The 19,597-nt window shown below is 62.5% G+C and carries 18 protein-coding genes and 1 tRNA gene; 5 read left to right on the top strand and 14 right to left on the bottom strand.

The features are described 5' to 3' along the window. Nucleotides 1-117: 117 nt before the first annotated feature. The 6 genes from ASD31_RS23705 to ASD31_RS23680 form a co-directional block, all read right to left on the bottom strand. Nucleotides 118-2,523 (bottom strand): circularly permuted type 2 ATP-grasp protein, encoded by a 2,406-nt coding sequence (locus ASD31_RS23705; protein WP_056339941.1) that lies wholly within the window; start codon nt 2,521-2,523, stop codon nt 118-120. 6 nt (nt 2,524-2,529) lie between these two features. Next, a complete protein-coding gene (locus ASD31_RS23700; protein ID WP_056339938.1) occupies nt 2,530-5,859 on the bottom strand; it encodes a DUF2126 domain-containing protein in 3,330 nt (1,109 codons plus the stop codon). Between the two features lie 122 nt (nt 5,860-5,981). Then, the gene (locus tag ASD31_RS23695; RefSeq protein WP_056339935.1) at nt 5,982-6,368 is read right to left on the bottom strand and encodes a VOC family protein; all 387 of its coding nucleotides are present in this window, start codon (nt 6,366-6,368) and stop codon (nt 5,982-5,984) included. Nucleotides 6,369-6,461: 93 nt separating this feature from the next. Beyond that, nucleotides 6,462-7,235: a VOC family protein gene (locus ASD31_RS23690; RefSeq protein ID WP_056339932.1), complete on the bottom strand. Its 774-nt coding sequence runs from the start codon at nt 7,233-7,235 to the stop codon at nt 6,462-6,464. Between the two features lie 58 nt (nt 7,236-7,293). Beyond that, on the bottom strand, nt 7,294-7,782 hold the full coding sequence (locus tag ASD31_RS23685) for a DUF1579 domain-containing protein (protein WP_056339929.1): 489 nt from the start codon (nt 7,780-7,782) through the stop codon (nt 7,294-7,296). A 41-nt stretch (nt 7,783-7,823) separates the two neighbouring features. After that, the gene (locus tag ASD31_RS23680; RefSeq protein WP_056339926.1) at nt 7,824-8,555 is read right to left on the bottom strand and encodes a DUF899 domain-containing protein; all 732 of its coding nucleotides are present in this window, start codon (nt 8,553-8,555) and stop codon (nt 7,824-7,826) included. A gap of 71 nt (nt 8,556-8,626) precedes the next feature. Between ASD31_RS23680 and ASD31_RS23675 the strand changes: the two genes are divergently transcribed. Both ASD31_RS23675 and ASD31_RS23670 read left to right on the top strand, forming a co-directional pair. After that, nucleotides 8,627-9,073, top strand: coding sequence for a MarR family winged helix-turn-helix transcriptional regulator (locus tag ASD31_RS23675; protein ID WP_056339924.1), 447 nt, complete (start codon nt 8,627-8,629; stop codon nt 9,071-9,073). Between the two features lie 45 nt (nt 9,074-9,118). Next, nucleotides 9,119-9,517 (top strand): VOC family protein, encoded by a 399-nt coding sequence (locus ASD31_RS23670; RefSeq protein WP_056339920.1) that lies wholly within the window; start codon nt 9,119-9,121, stop codon nt 9,515-9,517. Between the two features lie 193 nt (nt 9,518-9,710). Here the strand turns inward: ASD31_RS23670 and ilvD are convergent, their stop codons facing one another. The 5 genes from ilvD to cpdR1 all read right to left on the bottom strand — a co-directional run bounded on the left by ilvD (nt 9,711) and on the right by cpdR1 (nt 13,225). Beyond that, on the bottom strand, nt 9,711-11,552 hold the full coding sequence (ilvD, locus tag ASD31_RS23665) for a dihydroxy-acid dehydratase (protein ID WP_056339916.1): 1,842 nt from the start codon (nt 11,550-11,552) through the stop codon (nt 9,711-9,713). A 192-nt stretch (nt 11,553-11,744) separates the two neighbouring features. Beyond that, nucleotides 11,745-11,897: a hypothetical protein gene (locus tag ASD31_RS26405; RefSeq protein ID WP_200952253.1), complete on the bottom strand. Its 153-nt coding sequence runs from the start codon at nt 11,895-11,897 to the stop codon at nt 11,745-11,747. 157 nt (nt 11,898-12,054) lie between these two features. Beyond that, a complete protein-coding gene (locus ASD31_RS23660) occupies nt 12,055-12,393 on the bottom strand; it encodes a tudor domain-containing protein (protein ID WP_244483947.1) in 339 nt (112 codons plus the stop codon). 288 nt (nt 12,394-12,681) lie between these two features. Beyond that, nucleotides 12,682-12,756, bottom strand: a tRNA-Val gene (locus ASD31_RS23655). Between the two features lie 106 nt (nt 12,757-12,862). Next, on the bottom strand, nt 12,863-13,225 hold the full coding sequence (cpdR1, locus tag ASD31_RS23650) for a response regulator CpdR1 (protein WP_018327941.1): 363 nt from the start codon (nt 13,223-13,225) through the stop codon (nt 12,863-12,865). Nucleotides 13,226-13,419: 194 nt separating this feature from the next. Between cpdR1 and ASD31_RS23645 the strand changes: the two genes are divergently transcribed. Next, entirely contained in the window at nt 13,420-14,304 is an 885-nt protein-coding gene (locus ASD31_RS23645) for an N-formylglutamate amidohydrolase (protein ID WP_056339909.1), read from the top strand. Between the two features lie 93 nt (nt 14,305-14,397). Beyond that, nucleotides 14,398-15,171: a histidinol-phosphatase gene (hisN, locus tag ASD31_RS23640; RefSeq protein WP_056339905.1), complete on the top strand. Its 774-nt coding sequence runs from the start codon at nt 14,398-14,400 to the stop codon at nt 15,169-15,171. 33 nt (nt 15,172-15,204) lie between these two features. Here hisN and ASD31_RS23635 read toward each other — a convergent pair whose 3' ends face one another. Together ASD31_RS23635 and ASD31_RS23630 are read right to left on the bottom strand one after the other, a co-directional pair. Beyond that, nucleotides 15,205-16,041, bottom strand: a complete 837-nt coding sequence (locus ASD31_RS23635; RefSeq protein ID WP_056339902.1) for a CatB-related O-acetyltransferase — start codon at nt 16,039-16,041, stop codon at nt 15,205-15,207. A 119-nt stretch (nt 16,042-16,160) separates the two neighbouring features. Continuing rightward, complete coding sequence (locus ASD31_RS23630) at nt 16,161-17,141, bottom strand: alpha/beta fold hydrolase (protein WP_056339899.1); 981 nt, start codon at nt 17,139-17,141, stop codon at nt 16,161-16,163. 501 nt (nt 17,142-17,642) lie between these two features. Between ASD31_RS23630 and ASD31_RS23620 the strand changes: the two genes are divergently transcribed. Next, nucleotides 17,643-18,134: an Hsp20 family protein gene (locus ASD31_RS23620; protein WP_056339893.1), complete on the top strand. Its 492-nt coding sequence runs from the start codon at nt 17,643-17,645 to the stop codon at nt 18,132-18,134. Nucleotides 18,135-18,206: 72 nt separating this feature from the next. On the opposite strand, the gene ASD31_RS23615 is transcribed toward ASD31_RS23620, so the two are convergent. Then, on the bottom strand, nt 18,207-19,253 hold the full coding sequence (locus ASD31_RS23615; protein ID WP_056339891.1) for a threonine aldolase family protein: 1,047 nt from the start codon (nt 19,251-19,253) through the stop codon (nt 18,207-18,209). Nucleotides 19,254-19,597 lie beyond the last annotated feature (344 nt).

Genomic DNA, 19,597 nt, shown 5'->3' with positions numbered 1-19,597 from the left:
GGTATGCCACAGCGATCGCCCGGGGGGAACGGCGGCTTTCGCTTAGTCGGCCGGTCTTCAGAACATGAAGAACGTAAACAGCTTCCTGTAGAACGACATAGAATATTCCGATCCTCCCTATCCCAGATAGGTCACGGCGAGCAGGTTGGAGATTTCCCCGAGGTCGCCTTCGAGGCGGACATAGACCTCGGCGTTCATCATTTCCGGGGTCATCACCGCAAGTCCGGCATGGAGGCGCATGGCCTCGCGGTAGAGCGGCGACATCTGGCCGTTGACGATGGCGTCCGGCAGTTGCTCGACCTCCGTCTTGATCTCGTTCAGCTGGTAGAGGATCGAACGCGGATTGAGCGGGTCGAGGACGAGAAGGTCGGTGACGGTGAGGGCGGCGGTGTTGACGTTGTAGCGGCGGCGATGGGTCATGACGCTGTCGCCGATTTCAAGCAGCATGTCGTAGGCTCCATCAGGGGCATCCTCGCCGGAGAAATGGCGGAACAGGCTGGTCATGTGCAGGCCGCGCTCAAGGTAGCGGCCGATCGACAGGAAGCGCCACCCGGTGAACCGGTACATGTTTTCATGCACCAGGCCGGCAAAGCCGGCAAGCTTGCGCAACAGGATGGTCATGGCTCGCGTGGTGTCGTCGCCTGCCTCGACGGTCGCCTGTAGCTTGCGGGCGGTTCTTGCGAGATCGTTGAGCGCCAGCCAGCCATCTGCCGAAAACCGGTCGCGAATATTGCCGGCGGAATAGAGCGCGCTGTTGATATTGACGATCAGGCTGTCGGGCACGGGCTGTTTCGTGTCCACCTCGAGATCGGCCAGATAATCGGTAATGTCCTTCAGGAGCGGCATTTCGCTGTTGGCCTGCTCGGCGAAGCGGCCATGCCAAGCGCGCAGGATGCGCAGCGCGCCCTCCGCCCTTTCGATATAGCGGCCAAGCCAGAACAGGTTGTCGGCGGCCCGGCTCGGCAGGCTTCCGGGCAGGTTGCGGGTAAAGTTCTCCTCGGCCGAAAGAAGCGAGGTGCGTTCCACCGGCCTATCGCTGACGATCCAGACATCGGCGGCCGAGCCGCCGGCCTGCATGGCGATGGCGGTGGCATCGACGCCGGCGCCGATGCGCGCGAAACCGCCGGGCATGACCCGCCAGCCGTCGCCGATGCGCGCCACATAGACGCGCAGGCTCATCGGTCGCGGCGTCAGCCTGCCATCGACCCAGGCCGGCGTGGTCGACAGCGTCACCGCTTCCTGGCCGACGAGCTTGGTTCCGTCGGTGAGGAGCCAGTCGGCGATCGTCGTCCTGGCGGTGTCGCGCAGCGAGGCGCCGAGCACCGACTGGCCATTGTCGTCGAAGAAGGGCCGCGTCGAAAAGGCCGGGCCGATCACCATTTTCTCGATATTGCGCAGCACATGGTCGCGCTCCGCCTTCTGGCCGCACCACCAGGTGGCGGTGCTGGGCAGCACCAGTTTTTCGCCGAGAAGATGCCGGCAGATGCGCGGCAGGAAGGAAAGCAGTGCGCGGGTTTCCAATATGCCCGAGCCGAGCGCATTGACGAACGAAACGGAGCCCGCGCGCAGCGCCTCGACCATGCCGGGCGTGCCGATGCGCGAGGCCCCGTTGAGTTCCAGCGGATCGGCGAAGGCGGCATCGAGGCGGCGCCAGAGAACGCTGACCGGTTTCAGGCCCGCGACTGTGCGGACCATGACGCGGTCGTTGACGACGGCGAGGTCCTCGCCTTCCAGCAGCATGAAGCCGAGATAGCGGGCAATATAGGCATGCTCGAAATAGGTCTCGTTGGCGAGCCCCGGCGTCAGCACCGCGATCCGGTCGTCCGGGTGTTCCTTGCGCGCTTGCAGCGTATCGCGAAAGGCGCCGAAGAAGCCGGCCAGCCGGTGCACATGGGTTTCGGCATAGACATCGGAAAAGGCCCGCGCGGTGGCCACCCGGTTCTCGATGGCAAAACCGGCGCCGGAGGGCGCTTCCGTCCGGTCCGACAGGACCCACCAGCCGCCATCCGGTCCGCGTCCGATCTCGAAGGAACAGAAATGCAGGAAATGGCCATGGGCAGGCACGATGCCCACCATCGGCCGCAGGAATTCGGGGCTGGAGGCTACCAGCGAAGGTGGCAGGAAACCATCGGCGACGAGCCGGTTCGTCCCGTAGATATCGGCGGCAATCCGTTCGAGAAGTTCGGCGCGCTGGACGAGGCCCTTCGAGAGTTCCTGCCATTCGGCCTCGTCGATCAGCACCGGCACATGCGAAAGCGGCCAGTTGCGCTCCGTCGTTTCCTTGGTGCCATAGGCGCGGTAAAAGACGCCGGCATCGCGCAGATAGCGGTCGGCGCGGGCAAAGCGGTTGGCGAGATCGGCTTCGTCCATCCGGCCGATGGCCGAGAGAAGATGCCGCCAGACGGGCCGGACCTGGCCGTCTATATCGAGCATTTCATCGGCAATGCCGGGAAGCGAATGATAGCCCAGCAACGGATCGTCCGCGTGCCGGTTCCCTTTGCCTGTCGCCTGCTTTTTCGACATCAAATCCTATGCTCCTGCCGGACGCCGCAAATCGAGCGTCAGGGGAAATTCGGCCGACGGCGTTTCGAAGGCCAGCGGATAGGCGCCTGCCGTATGGCCGAATGGTTCGAAACGCGCCAGCCGGCGGGCTTCCGCCTCGTTGCCGTTCACCGGAAATGTGTCGTAGTTGCGCCCGCCCGGATGGGCAACGTGATAGATGCAGCCGCCGATCGCACGCTGCGACCACCGGTCATGGATATCGAATGTGAGGGGCGCATCCACCGGCAGCGTTGGATGCAGGCCGGAGGCGGGCTTCCAGGCCTTGTAGCGCAGGCCCGCGACAGAGACGCCGCTGACGCCGGCGGCGGCAAGGGGCAGGGGTCGCCCATTGCAGGCGATCGTATAACGCTCCGGATCGGCCGTTTCGAGCTTCACTTGCAGGCGCTCGATGGAACTGTCGACATAGCGCACCGTGCCGCCCGGCGTGCCCTGTTCACCCATCACATGCCAGGGCTCCAGCGCCTGGCGCAGTTCGAGCTTGGCGCCCTCATATTCGACCTCGCCGCAGAAGGGAAAACGGAATTCGAGCTGGGCGGCAAACCATTCGGGCCTCAGATCGAAGTCGTGGGCGCGGAGATCGCCGAGCACGTCGAGGAAATCCTGCCAGATATAATGCGGCAGCATGAAGCGATCATGCAGGGTCGTGCCCCAGCGTACCAGTTTGCCTTCAACCGGATGTTTCCAGAAACGGGCGATCAGGGCGCGCACCAGCAATTGCTGGGCAAGGCTCATGCGGGCATTGGGCGGCATTTCGAAGCCGCGGAATTCGACCAGGCCAAGCCGCCCGGTCGGGCCGTCCGGCGAGAACAGCTTGTCGATGCAGATTTCCGCCCGGTGGGTATTGCCGGTGACGTCGGTCAACAGGTTGCGGAACAGGCGATCGACCATCCAGGGCAGGGGCGGCTGACCACTGCCGGGCGAGGGCACTTGCGCCATGGCGATTTCCAGCTCGTAGAGGCTGTCATGGCGGGCCTCGTCGATGCGTGGCGCCTGGCTGGTGGGGCCGATGAACAAGCCGGAGAAGAGATAGGAAAGCGAGGGATGCCGCTGCCAATGCAGGATCAGGCTTTTCAACAGGTCCGGCCGGCGGAGAAAGGGGCTGTCACCCGGATTGCGGCCGCCGACCACCACATGATTGCCGCCGCCGGTGCCGGTATGGCGGCCGTCGATCATGAATTTCTCGGCACCGAGCCTCGTCAGTCGGGCTTCCTCATAGACCGCCGTGGTGATCTCGACGCATTCGGCCCAGCTTGCGGCCGGATGGACATTGACCTCGATCACACCGGGATCGGGCGCGACACGCAGGACATTGACGCGCTCGTCACCCGGTGGCGGATAGCCTTCGATATGGACGGGCAGGCCGAGATCGGCGGCGGCCTTCTCGGCAGCGGCGACCAGTTCCAGATAGTCCTCGACGCGCTCGACAGGCGGCATGAAGACGCAAAGCCGGCCATCGCGCGGCTCGACGCTCATGGCGGTGCGCACCGCGCCGAGGATATCACCCTCGTTCTTTTCCAGCACCTGCTCGATGCGTTGCTGGCCGGCATCGGCCACCGTGCGCGAGGCTTCGGGGAGCATGCGTTCGGACGGGCCATAGTCCGGCAGCGGGTCGCGGGGGATCGACGGGTCTGCCTCATGGATATGCGGATAGAGCGACGGCGGCAGATGGGGCAGGGAGCCGAGCGGCATGCGGAAACCGAGGGGACTATCGCCGGGAACGAGGAAGATATTGCCGCGTCGGGTGTGCCATTTCTCGCTGCGCCATCTCCGCCCCTTGGCCTCGGCATTCCAGGCCTGGACCGGCAGGATATAGCCCGTCGGCTTCGTCAGGCCGCGCTCGAAGACGCGGGCGATGCGGGCGCGCTCCTCCGGGTCGTTCAGCCTGGAATTGGACGGATCGACATTTTCCGGCAGATTGCCTTCCTTGACGATCCATTCGGCCGGATCCTCGAAGGCGGGAAGAACCATTTCAGGCTCTATGTCGAGTTCCCTGGCAATGCCGGTGAGGAGCGCTCCCGCCTGTTCTTCGGTCGCTCCGGACTTGCTGCCTTCCGTGGCGATCAATGCCGGTTCGTGCCAGATCGGCTTGCCATCACGCCGCCAATAGAGGGAGAAGGTCCAGCGCGGCAGGCTTTCGCCGGGATACCATTTGCCCTGGCCGTAATGGAGGAAGCCGCCCGGCGCGAAACGTTCGCGCAGACGGCGGATCAGTCTATCGGCCTTGTCGCGCTTGGTGGGGCCGACGGCACTGGTGTTCCATTCCTCCGCCTCGACATCGTCGATGGACACGAAGGTCGGCTCGCCGCCCATGGTCAGCCGCACGTCGCTCTCGGCGAGCACCGTGTCCACCTGTTCCCCGAGCGCGTTCAGTGCCTGCCAGCTTTCCTCGGAAAAGGGTTTCGTAATGCGCGGATGTTCGGCGACGCGCGTCACGGTCATCGAAAAATCGAAGTCGGTTCCTGCATCGCCGTAGACCGCGCCCGAGATCGGGGCGGCGTTGTGGAAATGCGGGGCGGCGGCAAGGGGAATATGGCTTTCGCCGGTCAGCAGGCCTGAGGTCGGATCAAGGCCGATCCAGCCGGCGCCGGGAATATAGACCTCGCACCAGGCATGCAGGTCGGTGAAATCCACCTCGGTGCCGGAGGGGCCATCGAGCGCCTTCAGGTCGGGTGTCAACTGGATGAGATAGCCGGAGACGAAACGGGCAGCCAGCCCCAGATTGCGCAGGATCTGGACGAGCAGCCAGCTTGAATCGCGGCAGGAGCCGAGGCCGAGGCGCAAGGTCTCCTCCGGCGTCTGAACGCCCGGCTCCATGCGGATGACGTAGTCGACCATCTGGCGCAGCCGCGCATTGAGGCCGACGATGAAATCCACGATCGGCGTTGGTGAACGGTCGATGGCCTCGACATAGGCGGCAAGCGCCGGCCCCATGGGTTCGGGCTTCTGGTAAATCTGCAGATCGTCACGAAACTCCTGCGGATAATCGAAGGGAAAGGTCTCGGCGTCCTCCTCGACGAAGAAATCGAAGGGGTTGTAGACGCTCATGTCGGCGACGAGATCGACCTCGATCTTCAGTTCGGTGACCGGATCGGGGAAGACATAGCGGGCGAGGTAATTGCCGTAGGGGTCCTGCTGGAGCGTGACGAAATGATTGGCCGGCGTTACCTTCAGCGCATGGCTGATCACCCTTGTCTTCGAATGGGCCGCCGGTTTCAAACGGATCGTCTGGGGTCCAAGCCGCACCGGCCTGTCATAGCGGTAGTGCGTCCGGTGGTAGATGCCTGCCTTGATCGCCATGCGGTTCCGCTTCCCTGCCGCGGCTCAAGGCCGCCGGAGAGAAGTGTGTGCAAGGCGAAGACGGATTGCAAGGCGCAAAGCGAGCGGTCGTGCAGAGGGGCCAGAATCGTCCGCCTGATGGCTCAGGCCAGTTGCTCGGCAAATTCCCAGGCATGGCCGGAAGGATCGGCAAAGGCGGCGGTGCGGCGGCCCCAGGGGCGGTTCACGGGGCCGTTTAGCAGCTTTATGCCAATCGTATCGAGATGGGCGCAGGCCGCGTCGACATTGTCCACCCGGATCGTGAGAAGCGACCGTGCTCCGGCGCCGGAGGCCGCCACGACAAGCGGCTCAACCAGTTGCGGGGCTTGTGTCGCCTGCAACAGATTGATCATCACGCCCGCGAATTTCAGGACCGTGGAGACCTCGTCCCGATAGAGGATTTCAGGCGCAAAAACCTTGCTGTAAAAGATGTTTGCCGCTTCGATGTCGTCGACGAAGAGGGTGACGACCTCGATAGTGTCGAGACGCATGGGATTTCCTGTCCGGTAAGAGGGCTTGGCAAACGTGGCGGCAGGCACCGGCGCGGACCTGCCGGTGCCTGCCTTTCGCGCGATGCGCCTGTCTCAGCGTTTCATCGACACGAGATTGAAATGGGCGCCCTGCGGATCGACGCAATTGACCACCCAGGCGCCGCCGGGCACTTCCATCGGGCCATTGAGGATTTTTCCGCCGCGTGCCTCCGCTCGTCCGGTTGCGGCGTCCAGCGCTTCGACGTTGAAATAGAAGCCCCAATGGGGTGGTGCCGGCATGTTCGCCGGCTTGGTCATCATGCCGCCGATCGGAACGCCGGCATGGGCGAAAAGCTGGTAATCACCCATTTCGCCCATCGGCATGGTCTGGTCCTTGGTCCAGCCGAACAGTTTTTCGTAGAAGGGATATTCGGTGGCGAGATCGCCGGCCATCAACTCATGCCAGCCGATATTGCCATTGGCCTGTTGGGCGATGTCCGGCATGTCGCCGTCGTTCCCCCTGAACAACGCGAAGGCGGCGCCATGCGGATCGGTGACGATGGCAAAGCGGCCGATGCCGGGGATGTCGTCCGGCGCGCGGTGCACGGTTCCGCCGAGTTCGGCCAGCTTTTTTGCCGACGCATCGACGTCATCGACGCCGATATAGCCGAGCCATGCCGGGGGCACGTTCATTTTCAAGGCCTCGGCCGGCATTGTCATCAGGCCGGCAACGCGGACTCCCTCGGCGAGGAACAGCGTGTAATCCATGTCCGTGTTGCCGGAATCTGTCGATGTCCAGCCGACGACGTCAGTATAGAAGGCCTCCGCCGCCTTCATGTCGGTGGTCATGAGTTCATACCAGACGAATTTTCCGTGTGTCATGCTCATTGCAATCTCCGTGATTTGCCGGCCATTGGCCGAAAGGCGACCAGGGGCCGAAAGGCGATCAGGGTGCGGGCAGGCGTGTGTATCGGCACGACATGACCTGTTTCCAGGATCCGTCCGATGCCCGCATGCGGGAGGAAAAAATGCGGCTATCCGCATCCTCGATGGTGATGATGTCCTGATAGTGTGTCGTTTTCCCGCCGGCCTCGAAATCCGGGCCTTCGCAATCGAGCGTCAGGATCTTGCCGGTCTCGTCGAGCGTGCCTTCATAGACCCAGAGATGGGTCATCGCGGAAGACACGAACGAGCCGACATAGCGTTTACGGGCGGGATCATAGCCAAGCGCGAGGATATTGGTGGCCGTGCTGCCATCCGGCATCGTGCCGGTCATTTCGGAAATGATCCAGGCACCGCCGAGCAGGCGGGCCTCGTCCTGCCATGCAGGGGAAGGTTTCTGCTTGCCAGCTTCGGGCGGCGGGCCGAAGGTCACCCGCCATGTTCCCACCAGTTGCTCGAGCCAGCGGTGCTCCTCGACAAGGTCTGCTTTCATCGCGTCGCTCTCCTCTTCGGCGCTTCTTTCATTGGCAGGTATCAGGCGCAGCAGGACTGCCCGGAGGCTTGCTCCTCATATTCGTCATGGCGCTTGACGAAGCTCAGAGTCCCCGTTTCGTTGCGGCCCTTCGGCGCCCGGTCGAGGATCATCAGCGTCGACAGGACCTCCTCGCCGCCACGGGCATAGTCCGAATAGGTATGGTAGACATTGCCGGCATCGTCGCGAAAAAAGACGCTCATGCCGGGCAGTTCGTCATGGGCCTGGTCGCGTGGCAAGGGCCCGAAATTGTAGTAGATTTTGCCGCTCTCCAGTTCCTCGGCGGTGAAGGAGACGTGATAATCGAAATTGAAATCGCTGCCGAAAGAGGAAACCCAGGGGAATTTCCAGCCCATGCGCTTCTTATAGGCCTCGATCTTTTCGAGCGGCGCGCGCGAGACGGCGACATAGGTCACGTCGTGATTGTTGAGATGGGGGAGCGTGCCGTCGATATGATCGGAAAGGAAGGAGCAGCCGGGGCAGCCGGCGTCCCAATCGGGTCCGAACATGAAATGGTAGATCATCAGCTGGCTGCGACCGTCGAACAGGTCCGCCAGTGACTTTTTGCCCTGCGGCGTATCGAACAGATAGGTCTTGTCGACCCGGACCCAGGGAAGCTTCAGGCGTTCGGCGCGAATCTTGTCGCGCAGCTTCGTCTCTTCCTTTTCCAGGGTGAGGAGGGTCTTGCGGGCCTCCAGCCATTCGTCGCGGGATACAATCGAATTGTCCGACATCGGTCTTTCTCCTCCAGAAATCGCGTTTCGTTCCGCTTGACTAGATAGGTTGATATCAACATTATACCGCCATGTCAAAGCCTGCCGTGATTCCCTTCGAGACGACCCTTCATGTTCGCGATACCTGCCTGTGCCTTCATGTTCAGCGCGCGGCGCGGGCTTTGGCGCGCAAATTCGACGAGGCGCTGCGGCCGGTGGACCTGACCAATGGGCAGTTTTCGCTGCTGATGTCGCTCAACCGGCCGGAGCCGCCGGCGATGGCGCCGGTCGCCGCACTTCTCGCCATGGACCGCACGACGCTGACGGCGGCACTGAAGCCGCTGGAAAAGCGCGGGCTGCTGGAAATCATCACCGATCACCGCGATCGCCGCCTGCGGCGAATGAAGTTGACGCCGGCCGGCCAGACCCTCCTGGCGAGCGCCATGCCGATCTGGACGAAGACCCATGCCGAGATCGACGAGGCGCTGGGCGAGGGCCGGCCCGGCCGGTTGCGCGTCGATCTTCTGGCGCTTGCGTAGGCACCGCATGCGGCGGACAATTCAACACAAAAGGAGAGAACCGATATGCGCATGATTTTCGTGAATTTGCCGGTGAAGGACATTCAGAAATCGAGGACCTTCTTCGGCGGGCTGGGCTTCAGCTTCAATCCGGATTTTTCAAGCGAGGATACGGGCTGCATGATCGTCGAGGAGAATATCTTCGTCATGTTGCTGGAAGAAAAGCGCTTCAAGGAATTTTTGACGGGCGAGATCAGCGATCCGGCCCGGGGAACGGAAGTGCTGACCTGCCTTTCGGCCGGTAGCCGGGCGGAGGTCGACGAGACGCTGGCAAAAGCGCTTGCGCTCGGGGCCAAGCCCTGGCGGCCGGTGATGGACTATGGCTTCATGTATGGCTGCAGCTTCCAGGATCCCGACGGCCATGTCTGGGAACTGGCCTATATGGAGTCGCAACAGGCGGCATAGGCCGGAAGAGATCGACGACAAAAGGGCGTCCGCTCCGGCTGGGCGCCTTTTTTGTTTTGTGCGACAGTAAGGGGATTGCGGGCGGGGTGACGCGACTGCTGGCAGAGAGAGCCGGAAGGAACGCGCCATTGCCAATGCGGCGGCGGTTCGGCTTAGTTGATTGTCAAAGGGCTCCCGAAGGAGCCCCTGATCCTCAGTGTTCTCCGAGATCGCGCACGGCGCCGCGGTCGGCGGAGGTGGCGAAGGCGGCATAGGCCTTCAGCGCCGTCGTTACCTTGCGCTTGCGCTGCTCGGTCGGCTTCCAGCCTTTGGCATCCTGTTCGGCCCGGCGGGCGGCGATTTCGGTTTCGTCGACGCGTAGCGAGATCGTCCGGTTGGGAATGTCGATATCGATCATGTCGCCTTCGCGCACGATGCCGATCAGGCCGCCATTGGCGGCTTCCGGCGAGACATGGCCGATCGAGAGGCCCGACGTGCCGCCGGAAAAGCGGCCGTCGGTGATCAGCGCGCAGGCCTTGCCCAGTCCCTTCGACTTCAGATAGCTGGTGGGATAGAGCATTTCCTGCATGCCCGGACCGCCCTTGGGGCCTTCATAGCGGATGACCACGACATCGCCGGCCTTGACCTGGTTGGCAAGGATCGCCTTGACCGAAGAATCCTGGCTTTCGAAGACGCGGGCGGGGCCGGAGAATTTCAGGATCGATTCGTCCACGCCGGCGGTCTTAACGATGCAGCCGTTGAGCGCGATATTGCCCTTCAGCACGGCAAGCCCGCCATCCTTGGAGAAGGGGTGCTGGGCATCGCGGATGACGCCGTTTTCGCGGTCGAAATCGAGTTCCTTCCAGCGGGCGCTCTGGCTGAAGGCGACCTGGGTCGGGATGCCACCAGGGGCCGCGCTGAACAGTTCGAGCGCCGCGGGATTGTCGGTAACGGCGATATCCCATTGCGACAGGGCATCGCCCAGCGTTTTTGCATGCACGGTCGGCAGGTCGGCGTTCAGGAGGCCGGCGCGGTTCAGTTCGCCGAGGATCGCCATGATGCCGCCGGCGCGGTGCACGTCCTCCATATGGACGTCGGCCTTCGCCGGAGCGACCTTGGAGAGGCAGGGAACCCGGCGCGACAGCCGGTCGATGTCGTCCATGGTGAAATCCAGTTCCGCCTCATGGGCGGCGGCCAGGATATGCAGCACGGTATTGGTCGAGCCGCCCATGGCGATATCGAGCGCCATGGCGTTTTCGAAAGCCCCCTTGGAGGCGATCGTGCGCGGCAAGGCGGTGTCGTCGTCCTGCTCGTAATAGCGCTTGGCGAGCCCCACGATGGTGCGGCCGGCCTGCAGGAACAGTTTTTCGCGGTCGGAATGGGTGGCAAGCGTCGAGCCGTTGCCGGGCAGCGACAGGCCGAGCGCCTCCGTCAGACAGTTCATCGAATTGGCGGTGAACATGCCCGAGCAGGAGCCGCAGGTGGGGCAGGCGGAGCGTTCGATGGTCTGGACATCCTCGTCCGACATGCTCTCGTCGGCAGCGGCGACCATGGCATCGACCAGGTCGAGCGCATGGATCTTGCCGTCGGACAGTACGACCTTGCCGGCCTCCATCGGCCCGCCGGACACGAAGATCGTCGGGATATTGAGGCGCAGAGAGGCCATCAGCATGCCGGGGGTGATCTTGTCGCAATTGGAAATGCAGACCATGGCATCGGCGCAATGGGCATTGACCATGTATTCGACCGAGTCGGCGATCAGTTCGCGCGAAGGCAGCGAATAGAGCATGCCGTCATGGCCCATGGCGATGCCGTCGTCCACTGCAATGGTGTTGAATTCCTTGGCGACGCCGCCGGACGCCTCGATCTCGCGCGCGACAAGCTGGCCGAGATCCTTCAGGTGCACATGGCCGGGCACGAACTGCGTGAAGGAATTGACCACCGCGATGATGGGCTTGCCGAAATCCGAATCCTTCATGCCCGTTGCGCGCCACAAACCGCGGGCGCCGGCCATATTGCGGCCATGGGTGGTGGTGCGGGAACGATAGGCGGGCATGGACATATCCTTGAGCTGCGGCCGGAGATGCGGCTTATATGGCGATCGCAGATCGCAATTGCAGCGGTTCCTAGCGCAAAACTGCGCCGACGTCACGATTTTCGTAACAATATGTCGCGTTTTTTGAAAGCGTGATGGCCGAGAGAGCGGCCGCCCGCCCAAGGCCCTGCCGCCGGCGATGCGCGTTTGCGCTCAGTGCTTGTGATAGAGATGCTTGACCTTGTCGTCCTGCATTTGCTTTTCCACCGGATCAAGACGCTTCTGCCGCATCATCGCATAGGCGATGGCAAGGCCCAGGATGGCGGCGCCGCCGGCGGTGGCGAAAAGCCAGAGATAGTTTTCCATGCCATGTCTCCTTTCACGGAGTGAACCGAAACAAGGGAGAAATGTTCCATTGACGCGGGACGTATGGCATCCTGGTCGGACGGCGTCCGAAACGCAAAAGCCCGCCGCAGTGAAGCGACGGGCAAATCCGTGAACCTACGGACCATCCGAGAATCGATCACCGCGAACGGCAACGGCCCGTCTTGGTCACTTCCTTGTCGCCATCGTCATAGGCGATGCCGATCTTCTCGCCGCCCAGCGACGTGATGGTGCCGCCATACCAGTCACCGGCATTCTTGTAGTTGCACTCCACCTTCATGCCGATCGTCCAGTTGTAGGGGCGGACGTCATCCACGCTCACGGTTTCGCGATCACCGTCGTCATATCGGATCGTGACCTTCCCGCCCTGGACCTTCTCGGCAACGCCCGGAAACCAGTAGCCCGCGCCCTTGTAGTTGCCGAGCACCCAATCGCCGACGGTCTGCGCGCCTGCCGCCCCGCCGCTGATGGCCAACATGCCGGCTGCAATCAATATGGATCTATAATTTTTCAAAATCTTATCTCCCGGTAGCAGCCCCTGGTCGAGGCCGGATACGGGATTATTCCCGGGAAGCTGAACGCATTGTGAACCCGAATTATCGCGTGCATGATTCGGTGAGCCAATTTTGGGGGGATCGGATTTTCGCACCATGCGATGCCTGCCGGATGTGCTGAGCGCAGCAATCCTTCATAAGGCGATGACCTTGTTGGGCCACATATGAAAAAAGCTCCCGAAGGAGCCCATTCATCAGTCGAGAAGATCGGATGGTGGGCGTGACAGGGATTGAACCTGTGACCCCTACGATGTCAACGTAGTGCTCTCCCGCTGAGCTACACGCCCATCCGATGCGGCGCATAGATCACAAAACATCCAATCGCGTCAATAGGCTTTCACCGGCTTTTTGACAGGAAGTTTCGTGACCCTTCGGACGCCTTGGATGCGGGCCTCAGGCGGCCAGCATCTTGTTCACTTCATCGACGAGATCGCGCAGGTGGAAAGGCTTGGAAAGCACTTTCGCGTCCTTCGGGGCCTTCGAATCGGGGTTCAGCGCCACGGCGGCGAAACCGGTGATGAACATGACCTTCAAGTCCGGGTCGAGCTCGGTCGCCCGGCGGGCAAGCTCGATGCCGTCCATTTCCGGCATGACGATATCGGTCAGAAGTAGCGAGAAGGGTTCTTCACGCAGCCGGTCGTAGGCGCTTGCGCCATTGTCGAAGGAGAGGACCTTGTAGCCGGCTTTTTCCAGGGCTTTCACCAGGAAGCGGCGCATGTCGTTATCGTCTTCGGCGAGGAGAATTTTTGGACTCATGGATTAAAGCCGTTGCACCTTGCATGTCGATGTCGGGAATTGCGGTCGAACGATCAAACCGCGTTTGAGTAAATATCCGGTGAAGAGCACAGATCAAGCCCCCGCCACCGGCAGGCGGGACTATGGACACAGATGCCCCCAACTGGCAACATGCGCGAAGCATGGAGACACTGACATGGTAAAAAAGGGCTGCGATGGCGCATAACGTCAGCGAGACCGAACAGTTCGAAGTTCGCGAGCCGGAAATGCAGCGCATTCCCTTTGTCTTCAATTCCCCCCATAGCGGCCGGGCCTACGCTCCTTCCTTTCTCGAGCAGTCGCGTCTCGATGCGCTTTCCATACGCCGTTCCGAGGATCATTTCGTCGATGAGCTGTTCCATTGTGTGACAGATCTCGGCGCCCCTCTGCTGCTCGCCCATTTCCCGCGCGCCTTTCTCGACGTCAATCGCGAGCCTTACGAACTGGACCCACGCATGTTCGACGGGCCCTTGCCGCCTTATGCCAATATCGGCTCGATGCGGGTCGCCGGCGGGCTGGGCACCGTGCCGCGGCTGGTGGCCGAGAACATGGAGATCTATCGCGGCCGCCTGCCGATTGCGGATGCGCTCGAGCGGATCGAGACGATCTACAAGCCCTATCACGCCTGCCTGCGCCGGCTGATCGCCCGCACGCATGTGCAGTTCGGACTTGCCATCCTGATCGACTGTCACTCCATGCCCGGCAATATCCGCCTGGCGGGCAGCGGCCGGCGGCCGGATTTCATCATCGGTGATCGCTACGGCACAAGCGCTCCGGCCGACCTGTCGCAGATGGCCGTGTCCGTGCTCGAGGATCTCGGCTTTTCGGTCGCTCGCAACAAGCCCTATGCCGGCGGCTTCATCACCGAACACTACGGCCGCCCGGCGCGCGGCCTGCATGCGCTGCAGATCGAGATCAACCGCAGCCTCTATATCGACGAGGTGACCCTGCGCAAGAAACCGGGATTTTCAAAGCTTGCCGATGCCATCCGCGCCTTTCTAGGCGGTCTTGCCTTCCATGCGGAGAAATATGCCGTCAACCCGGCGCTCGCCGCCGAATAGGCGGGGCGCGCGCCGAATGTTCGCCGTGGGCTTCCTTTGCGCGAAAAACTGCCCTAAGCACAACCAGCTTTCCCGCTCAGATCGTGAGGTTCCATGCAGCCGGACCGTGAATTCTTCGACCGCCTTGCGGATGCAGCCAAGGCCGAAACCCTGCCGCGCTTTCGCACCGGCATCAGCGTCGCCAACAAGGAGGCTGCGGGGTTCGACCCGGTGACCGAGGGCGACCGTGCCGCCGAGGCGGCGATCCGCGCGCTGATCGAGGAGCATTTTCCCGACCACGGGATTCTCGGCGAGGAATTCGGCAATGTCGGGCTCGACCGCGACCATGTCTGGGTGATCGACCCGATCGACGGCACGCGCGCCTTCATTTCTGGACTGCCGGTCTGGGGCACGCTGATCGGCCTCTACCACAAGGGCGAGGCGGTGATGGGGCTGATGGACCAGCCCTTTACCGGCGAGCGCTATTTCGCAGATGGCACGGCTGCCTTCTACCAGGGTCCCGGCGGCGACCGGAGGATTGCGACGCGCGCTTGCGCCGATCTTTCGCAGGCGACGCTGTTCACCACCTCGCCGCATCTCTACGGCGGCGACATCAAGACACGCTTCGAGGCGGTTCAAAGCCGGGTGCAACTGGCGCGCTATGGCTGCGACTGCTACGCCTTCGCGCTGCTTGCGTCCGGCCATATCGACATCGTCATCGAGGCGGGCCTCAAGCCCTATGATGTCGGCGGGCTCATTCCGCTGATCGAGCAGGCTGGCGGCATCATTACCGACTGGAACGGCGGTCCTGCCGAGATGGGCGGCGAAATCATCGCCGCCGGCAGCCGCGAAATCCATGCCCAGGCGCTGGCGCTGCTGAAGGGCTGAAACGCGGAATGCGATCCGAGGAATCCAATGCCTTCAGGGCAGCAGCTTGCCGACGATCCGCCCGAGGCGGCGCGTGGCATGGAGGGCCTGTTGCGGCAGCGGCCTGTTACCGCTTGCCGTGAGATCGCAATGCGCGGCGAATTCGTCGAGGATGCGGCGGCGCTCGGACGGGTCAGTGACGATGGCGGAGGACCGCCTTGTCACATGGTATAGATCGGCATCGATCCTTCGAAGCCGGTCGCTGCGTTTGCGCGCCTCCAGTTCCGTCAATGCCCTTTCGATATCCTTGAACGGCAGGCCGGCCAGCGAGGAGGCCGTGTAGCGCCACCATTGCGCCGCGTGCAGCCGCTCGATGATGGCGGGCTCAAACCGGTATCTGAGGATGCGGGCCGGAACGCCGGCAACGATCGCATAGGGCGGAACATCCTTCGTCACCACGCATCCGGCCGCCAGCACCGCCCCGTCGCCGACCCTCACCCCCGGCATGACCAGGGCTGCTGCCCCGATCCAGACATCGTTGCCGATGACGATCCTGCGCTTCGGCGGGAATTTCAGTGGCTGCGCCTTTTCCGGTTCGTCCGTAAACCAGAAGGCATCGCCTCTCTGGAAGGGGTGGGAGGACAGCCAGTCGAGAGGATGGTGGCCATCGCCCACACGTACGCCCGGAGCGATCGAACAATATCGCCCGATCGATTTTGTGTGGCCGCCGATGCTCGCTCCGGTACGGATGTAGGTATAGGCGCCGATAAATCCGTTCATGCTGAGATGGGCGCCGATCTTCGCCGGCGCTTCGATGAAGACGTTCGCCTTGGGATAGGTTAGCGACCGCGCCGGAAGAGCAAGTTTGAACGGCTGTGTCTTTTTTTCCATCTATCCGTCTCGTGAAAATCGCTCGCTACCGGCGGATGCTTGAAATTCGGCCGGGAAAGGGCAAATCCTCGAGCAAAGGCGGCAGGCGTCGGAGTATCTTTCAGGCCTCGGTCTTTTCGTCAATTGGAGGCCTTCGCGTCCTGCGTAGCCCCAAGGCTCTCGCCCTCGCTTCCGGGAATGAAGGCCTCGATGGCGGCGATGGCCTGGGCGCGGTAGTGATCGGCTTCCTGCAGCAATTCGTGGCGGGCGCCGTCGATGGGGATCATGTGGCAGGCGCGGAAATTGCGGGCGAGCGCCTCGACGGCGAGATGCGGCACCAGGCTGTCCATGGTCGGCGCCAGAAGGATCGTCGGCACGCGGATGCGGGTCAGATGCTCCGGGCTCGATACGCGCCGGATCGCCTTGAAGGTTTCGTGCAGCCAGCGGGCGGTTGGTGGCCCGAGCGCGAGTTCAGGATGGGCGTCTGTCAGCCGCCTGTTGCGGGAAAAGCGTTTGGCATCCGAAGTCAGGAGGTTCTGCGAGAAGGGCAGCGAGCCCCTGTCGCGCATCAGCGGCAGGGAGCCGAGGCCGCAGAGGCTGAAGAGAGCGGCGAGAAAGCCGATCATGCCGTGGCCGATCTTCTGGCCGCCCAGCGCCACGAAGGGGGCACAGATTGCCAGCCGCTCGATGCGACTTGCCAGAAGCGGCGCCTGCGACAGCGCGATCAGGGCGCCCATGGAATGGGCCAGCATGAAGAAGGGCAGGCGGGTATCGGGCAGGACGATCTGTTCCAGGAAGGTCGATAGGTCGCGCTCATAGTCACGGAAGCGACGGACATGGCCGCGGCGGGGATTTTTGAGAAACCGGTCGGAGCCGCCTTGGCCGCGCCAGTCGAACGTCGCCACCCAGAGGCCACGGGCGGTGAGTTCACCGATGGTCTCGGCATATTTCTCGATCGATTCGTTGCGCCCCTGCAGAAGCACCACCGTGCCCTTGGCGATCGTGCTCTCCGACTTGAAGATCGCATAGCGGATATTGCGGTTTCCGACGCCTTGAAAATAGCCGGTCTTGTGATTGCCGGGGATCGGATTGTCCGGTGTGGCGTGAAGGCTGGGCGTCATGGCAGGGTCTTGTCCGGCGGATCATTGCGCAGCCACGCAGGCAAAGGCAGGCTGACGGAGAACCAATCCTTGCCCCATATGGATTAAGGAAAGGTGCCTCATCGACACATAGGCAAGGCGCGGTGGACGGTCAAAGGAAAAAGGCCGGAAACGACGGGACTGGTGTCGCTTCCGGCCAGAGGTTCGGCCGGTTGGCCGGCACAGGCGGGAGAAGGGACGTTCACCGCCAATGCCTGCTTCGTCCGATAAGACCGTTTTAGGCGAATGAAGCTGAACCGAGATGGAACCGGCCGTTCATCCTGCATTTAGGATGGGCGATGCGGCCTATGCTTTCGCCGGATCGCTTGGCAGCGCTGTTTCGCTGGGGTCTTGAACAGCCCAAAAGCAATTCCCATCTCATCCTCACGGGCGCCGAAGACGGGCCCGTTCACCGGTCCTGCCGCCGCCGCATTCGGGGTAGCAAGACCAAGATCGCACAGCAGTTGCTCAAAAGAGGACATCATGCGTCACGTTGATTTTTCCCCACTCTACCGTTCCACCGTCGGTTTCGACCGCCTCTTCACCATGCTCGACAGTCTCGGCCAGCCGGACCAGTCGCAGACCTATCCGCCCTACAATATCGAGCGGACGGGCGACAGCACCTACCGGATCACCATGGCCGTCGCCGGCTTTGACGAAAGCGAACTTTCGATCGAAGCACGCGAGCACACGCTGACCGTCAAGGGTGAGAAGGGCGAGGAAAAGACCACGGAGAACCAGTTCCTCTACCGTGGCATCGCCAAGCGTGCCTTCGAACGCCGTTTCCAGCTTGCCGATCACGTGGAAATCCAGTCGGCTTCGCTGAAGAACGGCCTGCTTCACATCGATCTCCTGCGCGAAATCCCGGAAGCGGCCAAGCCGCGCCGCATCGAGATCGTCGCTGCAAAGGCAAATGCCAAGCAGATCGAGACCACGCAGGTCGAGGCACCCCAGATCGAAGCCAGCGCCAACTAAGCGTTCGGCATGATCCAGGCTTGATGAGGCGGCGTCCGGATGGGCGCCGCCTTTTTGTTGCGGCCGCGTCGCTCAGCAGGCGGCAATGAACCGCTCGACGTCGTCCGCTGTCGTCGCAAAGCTCGTGACCAGGCGATGGAGGCCCTCGTCGGCGGCGATTGCGCCGGACAGGGCCTGCGGGATCGGCCAGTCATAGAAGACGGCGCCCTCGGCTTTGAGTTTTCCCGCCACGGACTTCTTCAGGATCACGAAAACCTCGTTGGCGCCGCCCGGCCAGGCAAGGCGTGCGCTGGTCGATGCCTGAATGCCCTCGGCAAGCCTTGCCGCCATGGCATTGGCGTGGCGCGCCAGATCGAGCCAGAGGCCGTTTTCGAGATAGGCGTCGAACTGGGCGGCGATGAAGCGGGATTTGGAGAAGAGCTGGGCGGAGCGCTTGCGCATATAGGCCATCTGATCGGCCTTGGCGGTATCGAACAGGATCAGGGCTTCGGCGCACCAGCAACCGTTCTTGGTGCCGCCGAAGGAGAGGAGATCGACGCCGCGCTTCCACGTCATTTCGGCGGGCGTCGCATCGAGCGCCATCAGTGCATTGGCAAAACGGGCGCCGTCCATGTGCAGGGGCACGGCGAAATTCCGGGCGATGGCGGCGATCGCGTCGATTTCCGCAAGGCTGTAGACGGTGCCGGCCTCGGTCGCCTGGGTCAGCGTGACGGCCATGGGCTGTCCGCCATGGACGCCGCCGTGAAGGAGACGGCCGATGTCGGCCTCCAGCCTAGCGGGGTCCATCTTGCCGAAGGGGCCATCGACCGGCGCCATGCGGCTGCCGTGGGAAAAGAATTCCGGTGCGCCGCATTCATCGACATTCACATGTGCCTCGCGATGGCAATAGACATGGCCGCCGGGCCGGTTGGCGCTGGCGAGCGCCAGAGAATTGGCGGCGGTGCCCGTCCCCACGAAGAACACGGCAACATCGCGCTCGAACAGTTCGGACAGTTTTTTCTCCACCTTCCTGTCGAGGTCGCTGGTGCCATAGGCGGAGGCAAAGCCGCCGGCGGCCTTGACCAGGCTCTCGGCGATCACGGGATGGGCGCCCGCCCAGTTGTCGGAGGAAAAAATCATCGGAAGTCCTGTCTGGGATGGAAAGGGATGCGGTCCGCGTAAGACCATAAGCATGTGGGAGCGGCAATCAAGTCTGCTGGGAGGCCATCCTCGCTGCCCTGGCCGTTTGAAAGCTAAACGAAGAAATTGCGTCGATATCGAAACAAAATTACCAAAACACGCAATTTTTCGTAATGTTCGGCAAAATCTTCCTGATTTTTTTAATATGATACTCTTGCGATGGATCGCGGTTTCTGGCATAGAGCCTATGAAATAGGACAGTCTTGCTGTCCTATTTCGGTCCACAGACCGGAAAGCCGGGCGCCGCCATAGCGGCGCGGGCACTATTGCAGGCGGGCGCGAGC

It is taken from the genome of Rhizobium sp. Root482 (assembly GCF_001426565.1).
Classification (GTDB): Bacteria; Pseudomonadota; Alphaproteobacteria; order Rhizobiales; family Rhizobiaceae; genus Pararhizobium.
The sequence above is the reverse complement of the archived record's forward strand: the minus strand, read 5'-3'. Positions and strand labels throughout refer to the sequence as shown.